Source organism: Streptomyces niveiscabiei, from assembly GCF_001419795.1.
GTDB lineage: Bacteria > Actinomycetota > Actinomycetes > Streptomycetales > Streptomycetaceae > Streptomyces > Streptomyces niveiscabiei.
Genome location: NZ_LIRL01000552.1, coordinates 1 through 6,458, shown reverse-complemented (window position 1 = coordinate 6,458; position 6,458 = coordinate 1). Strand labels below are relative to the sequence as shown.

6 protein-coding genes and 2 pseudogenes are annotated in these 6,458 nt (G+C 73.0%); 6 read left to right on the top strand and 2 right to left on the bottom strand.

What is annotated here, in order from left to right:
* Both AOK24_RS25905 and AOK24_RS25900 read left to right on the top strand, forming a co-directional pair.
* Positions 1-244, top strand: a pseudogene (locus AOK24_RS25905) (alcohol dehydrogenase); the annotation flags it as partial.
* Positions 245-330: 86 nt separating this feature from the next.
* Complete coding sequence (locus AOK24_RS25900; RefSeq protein WP_055722472.1) at positions 331-915, top strand: TerD family protein; 585 nt, start codon at positions 331-333, stop codon at positions 913-915.
* Between the two features lie 59 nt (positions 916-974).
* Here the strand turns inward: AOK24_RS25900 and AOK24_RS25895 are convergent, their stop codons facing one another.
* Both AOK24_RS25895 and AOK24_RS25890 read right to left on the bottom strand, forming a co-directional pair.
* Entirely contained in the window at positions 975-1,241 is a 267-nt protein-coding gene (locus AOK24_RS25895) for a GlsB/YeaQ/YmgE family stress response membrane protein (protein ID WP_055722471.1), read from the bottom strand.
* A gap of 156 nt (positions 1,242-1,397) precedes the next feature.
* Positions 1,398-2,261 (bottom strand): helix-turn-helix domain-containing protein, encoded by an 864-nt coding sequence (locus tag AOK24_RS25890; protein ID WP_055722470.1) that lies wholly within the window; start codon positions 2,259-2,261, stop codon positions 1,398-1,400.
* Between the two features lie 193 nt (positions 2,262-2,454).
* Between AOK24_RS25890 and AOK24_RS25885 the strand changes: the two genes are divergently transcribed.
* From AOK24_RS25885 to AOK24_RS25875, 4 genes and pseudogenes are all read left to right on the top strand, one after another.
* Entirely contained in the window at positions 2,455-4,650 is a 2,196-nt protein-coding gene (locus tag AOK24_RS25885) for an MMPL family transporter (RefSeq protein WP_055722473.1), read from the top strand.
* Between the two features lie 125 nt (positions 4,651-4,775).
* Positions 4,776-5,948 carry a sensor histidine kinase gene (locus tag AOK24_RS25880; protein ID WP_055722469.1) on the top strand — a complete coding sequence of 391 codons (1,173 nt, stop codon included), beginning with the start codon at positions 4,776-4,778 and terminating at the stop codon, positions 5,946-5,948.
* Positions 5,945-6,112, top strand: a pseudogene (locus AOK24_RS51180) (response regulator); the annotation flags it as partial. The gene AOK24_RS25880 and the pseudogene AOK24_RS51180, both read left to right, overlap by 4 nt.
* Before the next feature lie 2 nt (positions 6,113-6,114).
* The coding region (locus AOK24_RS25875) for a LuxR C-terminal-related transcriptional regulator (RefSeq protein WP_240554127.1) at positions 6,115-6,458 on the top strand (344 nt) is incomplete at both ends.

Genomic DNA, 6,458 nt, shown 5'->3' with positions numbered 1-6,458 from the left:
GGCCCGCGAACCCAGCCTGATCGACACGCGGACCCTCGTCCTCAAGGACGTCACGGTGACCGGCATCCTGTCCGCGTCACCGGGACTCGACCCGGCGATCCGGGCCTACGCGCAGGGAGTCGTCGACCCCCGGCCGCTCGTCGCCGCGACCGTGGGCCTCGACCAGGTCGGCGCCGTCCTCGGGGGCAAACGCCCCGTGGAGAGCGGGCCCGGGCCCAAGGTGCTGGTGGATCCGGCGAGTTAACCGGGTTCTTTTCTACAGTGCTGTAGATTTTACCTCGGGTTTGCCGGGGTGGGCCCGGTGCCGGTGACGAGAGAGCGAGGTGGCCCATGTCCGTCGACATGACGAAGGGTCAGCGGATCAGCCTGAACAAGTCGGACGGGGGTGCGCTGACGTCCGTACGGATGGGGCTCGGATGGCAGGCCGCCCAGCGCAAGGGGTTCCTGGCGAAGCTCACCGGGCCCAGGGAGATCGACCTCGACGCGTCCGCGCTGCTCTTCGCCGAGGGGCAGCTCGCGGACGTCGTGTTCTTCCAGCACCTCGTCAGCGACGACGGCTCCGTACGGCACCTCGGGGACAACCTCACCGGGGGGAGCGGGGCCGGCGGGGACGACGAGGTCGTGCTCGTGGACCTCGGGCGCGTGCCGGGGCGCGTCGACCAGATCGTGTTCACCGTCAACTCGTTCACCGGGCAGACCTTCGCCGAGGTCGAGAACGCGTTCTGCCGCGTCGTCGACGAGGTCACCGGGAAGGAGCTGGCGCGGTACACGCTCAGCGGGGGCGGTGCCTACACCGCGCAGATCATGGCCAAGCTGCGGCGAACCGGCGGGGGCTGGCAGGTCGAGGCGATCGGGGAGCCGGCCACGGGGCGGACGTTCCAGGACCTGCTGCCGGCGGTCTCCGCGCACCTGTGAGACGTACGGAACCCCGCGAGCCCGCCGGAAGCCGGGCTCGCGGGGCCGGGGCCGCACGGTCAGTCCCGGGAGTTGCCGAACAGCAGGCGGTAGCCGACGAGCAGGACCAGCGAGCCGGCGATCGCCGCGCCCCACGTGTAGAGGTCGAAGAAGTCCTTCACGACCGGCCGGTCCAGGAACTTCGCGGAGAGCCAGCCGCCGATGAAGGCGCCCGCGATCCCGATCAGGGTGGTGCCGATCAGGCCGCCCGGATCGCGGCCGGGCAGCAGGATCTTGGCGATCGCTCCGGCGAACAGGCCCAGAATGACCCAGCTGATGATGCCCACATCGACCTCCGTAGGGGGCGGCGAGCGCGCACGCCGCCGGCGTTCAAGGTTTGCTTACTTGCGCAATCCTATGAATAACGCGGGCGGCCTGACCAGGGTCTCCCGCCCTCTGGTGCCGCCCCGTCGAGGTTCTGTCACAAGATCAGGACAAAGCGTTCACCCCCGGTGCGTACGCCGGAACTCCCCCGGCGTCACCCCCGCCTGCCGCGCGAAGAACTTGCCGAAGTTCGTCGCCTCCGAGAACCCCAGCCGCCGCGCCACCACCGACACCGGCTCGTCCGTGTGGGCCAGCAGCCGCCGCGCCTCCAGGGCCACCCGCCCGTCGATGACCTGCTTCACCGGCACCCCGGTCGCCGCGAGGCACGCCCGGGTCAGTGTCTTGACGGTGCAGCCGAGCCGCCGCGCGTAGTCCTCGGCCCGCCGGGTGTCCGCGTACGACTCCTCCAGCTCGGCCCGCAGCCGCGCGTACACCTCGCCCCCGCCGGCCTCCTCGCCGCCGTCCCCCGGCAGCCGGTCCACGTGCAGCAGCAGGGCGGCGAGCAGGAGCCGGAGGATCTCCGGCGACACCTGGTCCGGCCGCGTGAACTCAGCCCGCAACCGGTCCAGCAGGGCCGAGACGGCCGTGTACTCCCGCCCCGCGCCGAGCTGACGGCACACCGGCCCGCGCCACGCCTCCACCAGCCGCCCCACCCCCGCGACGGCCGGCGCGAACCGGGCCGTGAACACCAGGCGCACGCCCTCCAGCGCGCCGCCCGCCCCGAAGCACTGCACCTGACCCGGCCGCACCCACAGCAGCGTCCCCGGCCGGCAGGCGTACGTCACGAAGTCCACCGCGTGCTCCCCGGCCCCCGCCGTGACCAGCACGACCGTGTGGAAGCCCGCCCGGTGCACCCGCTCCGGGGCGCCGCCGGCCCGCCGCCGTACCGCGCCCAGCTCGACGATCTCGAAGCCGGCGAGCGGCGGGGTGAACCCGGGGATCGCTTCCACTGTCCTGCCCTGTTCCTGTCCGATTCCGACCATGGGAGGCGTCAGCGTATCCCGCACCGCCCCGGCCCTCGGACGGCCACGGATGTCCTACCTGAGGAGGAGCCGGGCCGTCCCGTCTGGTGCCGTCGCACCAGCCCGGACTGCCAGCAGGGGCACGATGCCCCGAGGGGGTTTCGCGGGCGAACCTGTCCAGGTCCCGCACTTTGACCTGGAGATGACCCTTCCCGTGGCTACCTTTCTCTACCGCATGGGCCGCACGGCCTTCCGACGACGCTGGCTGGTGGTGCTGCTCTGGGTCGCCCTGCTCGGCGGCCTCGGCGCGGGAGCCGTGAGCGCGCCCGCCGCCGAGGACAACGGCACCTCGTTCATGCCCGGCATCGAGGCGCAGAAGGCGTTCGACCTGATCGGCCAGCGCTTCCCGGGCCGCGACTCCAACGGCGCGAACGCCCGCATCGTGTTCGTCGCGCCGAAGGGCGAGAAGGTCACCGAGGGCGGCAACAAGGCCGCCATCGACAAGCTCGTCGAGGAGGCCGGCGACGTCTCCAAGGTCGAGCAGGCCGTCGGCCCCTTCGCGGCCGGGGCCGTCAGCAAGGACGCGACGACCGCGTACGCGCAGGTCACCTACAAGGTGAAGTCCGGCGACCTCACCGACGCCGACAAGTCCGCCCTGGAGAAGGTCATCGACCGGGCCCGGGACTCCGGCCTGACCGTCGAGGTCGGCGGCAACGCGCTCGGCTCCCAGCCCGCCGCCGGGGGCTCCTCGGAGATGATCGGCGTCGCGCTCGCCGCCGTCGTCCTGCTCATCACCTTCGGCTCCCTCGCGGCGGCCGGACTGCCGCTGCTCACCGCGATGGTCGGGGTCGGCGTCAGCATGGCCGCGATCATGGCGGTCGGCTCCCTCTTCGGGCTCACCGCGACCACCGGCACCCTCGCCACGATGCTCGGCCTCGCCGTCGGCATCGACTACGCCCTGTTCGTGGTCTCCCGCTACCGCGAGGAGCGCGCGAGCGGCAAGCTGCCCGCCGAGGCCGCCGGGATCGCCGTCGGTACGGCCGGCAGCGCCGTCGTCTTCGCCGGTCTGACCGTCGTCATCGCGCTCGCCGGGCTCTCCGTCGTCGGCGTGCCGATGCTCACCAAGATGGGGCTGTGCGCGGCCGGCGCGGTCGTCGTCGGCGTGCTGATCGCCCTCACCCTCGTACCGGCCCTGCTCGGCATGTGGCCGAACGCCACGCTGTCCCGCACGGTGCGCCGGAAGCAGGCGCGGCCGAGCGCCCCGGAGAACGGCGGTTCGCGGTGGGCGCGGTTCGTGCTGCGGCGGCCGGTGCCGGTGCTGCTGGCCTGCGTCGCCGGGCTCGGGGTCGTCGCTCTTCCCGCCGCGCACCTCGAACTCGGCATGCCGGGCGACGAGGCGAAGCCGACCTCGACGACCGAGCGGCGTGCCTACGACGACCTCGCCCAGGGGTTCGGGCCCGGGTTCAACGGGCCGCTGACCGTCGTCGTCGACGCGAAGGGCGCGCGCGACGCGAAGGGGGCCGCCGCCGAGATCGCCGCGAGGATCAAGGACACGAAGGGCGTCGTCTCCGTCTCCGCGCCGCGCTTCAACCAGGCCGGTGACACCGCCCTGTTCTCCGCCGTGCCGTCCACCGGGCCCAACGACGAGTCCACCAAGGACCTCGTCCAGCACATCCGGGGCGAGCGCGCGCAGGTCGAGCGGGAGACCGGGGCGACCTTCGAGGTCACCGGCAGCACGGCCATGAACATCGACGTCGCCCAGGCCCTCCAGGACGCGCTCGTGCCCTACCTCACGGTCATCGTCGGGCTCGCGCTGGTCCTGCTGCTGCTCGTGTTCCGCTCGCTGCTCGTGCCGGTCAAGGCCGCGTTCGGGTTCCTGCTGTCCGTGCTCGCCTCGCTCGGCGCGGTCGTCGCCGTCTTCCAGTGGGGCTGGGGCGCCTCCCTCATCGGCGTCGAGCAGACCGGGCCCATCATGAGCCTGATGCCGATCTTCCTCGTCGGCATCGTCTTCGGCCTCGCCATGGACTACGAGGTGTTCCTCGTCGCCCGGATGCGCGAGGCGTACACCCACGGCGAGTCCGCGCCGAACGCCGTCGTCAGCGGCTTCCGGCACAGCGCGCGCGTCGTGGTCGCCGCCGCCGTCATCATGATCGCCGTCTTCTCCGGGTTCATCGGGGCGGGCGAATCGATGATCAAGACGATCGGCTTCGGCCTCGCGATCGCCGTCCTCTTCGACGCGTTCGTCGTCCGCATGGCGCTGGTACCCGCGGTGCTGGCACTGGTGGGCGACAAGGCGTGGTGGCTGCCCGCCTGGCTGGCGCGCGTCCTGCCCCGCGTGGACGTCGAGGGCACGGGGCTGCGGGCCGGCGAGCCGCAGGAGACGCGGGAGCACGAGGCGGTACGCGTCTGAGGCGCCGATCCCCGCGAGACCCGGAATCCGTACGGCGCCGAGCCTCGGCGGCCGTACGGGCCGGATCTCGTACCGTCTCCGTCTGACAGCATGATGCCCCGCCGACCGTCCCCTGGAGCACCCTCGTGAACACCCCCCGGCGCCCGCACGCGCCCGCCGCCGACCTCTGGCTGATGGCGGGGACCATCGCCACGGGCGTCATCGGTGTCGTGCTGAGCGCCGGGTGGCGGTTCGGGCAGGGGCACATGCTGCCCGCCGCGATCCTGGCGACCGTCGGCGGGGTCGCCCTGCCCTGGCGGCACCAGCGGCCCCTCGCGGTCGTCACGCTCACCACGCTGTGCACGATGGGCCAGGGCCTGCTGGGCATGCTGGTCACACCGTTCCTCGCGGCCCCGCTGACCGTGGTGCTCTACTCCGTCGGCACCGACGAGGAGGCCAGGACCCGGCGGAACGCCGCGCTGATCTCCGGACTCGGCATGGCGGTCACCGGCGTCACGCTGACCCTGCGCAGCCACGAGTTCTTCCTCAGCGTCGTCAACCCGGTCGCCTGGGCGCTGCTGCCGATCGCGTTCGGCAGCTACGTCCAGGTCCGCCGAGCCCTCGCCGCCTCCCGCGCCGAACAGGCCGTACGCGCGCGCGAGGAGGAGGCCCACCGGCGGGTCATCGAGGAGCGGATGCGCATCGCCCGCGAACTCCACGACGTCGTCGCCCACCACCTCGCCCTCGCGAACGCGCAGGCCGGCACCGCCGCGCACCTCAAGCGCAGCAACCCCGAGCAGGCGTTCGCGATCCTCGACGAGCTGTCCGGCACGACCGCCTCCGCGCTGCGCGAGCTGAAGGCCACCGTGAGCGTCCTGCGCCAGACCTCCGACGCCGAGAACCTCGCACCGGCACCGGGCCTCGCCCGGCTGCCCGAGCTGACCGCGTCCTGCGCCGCCGCGGGCGTGACGGTGACCGTCGTCGTCGACGGCACCGCGCGGGACCTGTCGCCCGCCGTCGACCTCACCGCGTACCGCATCGCGCAGGAGGCCCTCACCAACGTCACCAAGCACGCGGCCGTCCCCGAGGCGGAGGTGCGGCTCGCGTACACCGACCGGTACCTGACCCTGACCGTGCGCAACGCCCCCGGCCCCGCACGGCCCGGAGGCGTAGGCGGCTACGGCCTCGTCGGCATGCGCGAACGCGCCCTGTCCGTCGGCGGCACCTTCCACGCCGGCCGGCGGCCCGACGGCGGCTTCGAGGCCGCCTGCACCCTTCCCCTGCACCACCGCGACCCCGACGAAGGCAACGCCCCATGACCACGCGCGTCCTGCTCGCCGACGACCAGGCGCTCCTGCGCGCCACCTTCCGCATCCTCGTCGACTCCGACCCCGGCATGACCGTCGTCGCCGAGGCGGCGGACGGCCGCGAGGCCGTCGACCTCACCCGCGAACACGCCCCCGACGTCGTCGTCATGGACATCNNTCCTCACGACCTTCGAGGACGACGAGAACGTGGCCCGGGCCCTGCGCGCGGGCGCGGGCGGCTTCCTCGGCAAGGACGTCGGCCCGGACGTCCTCCTGGCCGGCATCCGCACCGTCGCGGCGGGCGAGTCCCTGCTCTCGCCCATGGCGACCCGCGCCCTGATCACCCGCTTCCTCACCACCCCGGAACCGGCCGAGGCCCTGGCCCCTCCGGAGCTCCTCACCACGCTGACCGACCGCGAACGCGAGGTCATGTCCCTCGCGGCCCTCGGCAGGTCCAACACGGAGATCGCCGAGCAGCTGGTGCTGAGCCACCTGACCGTGCGCAGCCACATCCAGCGGGCG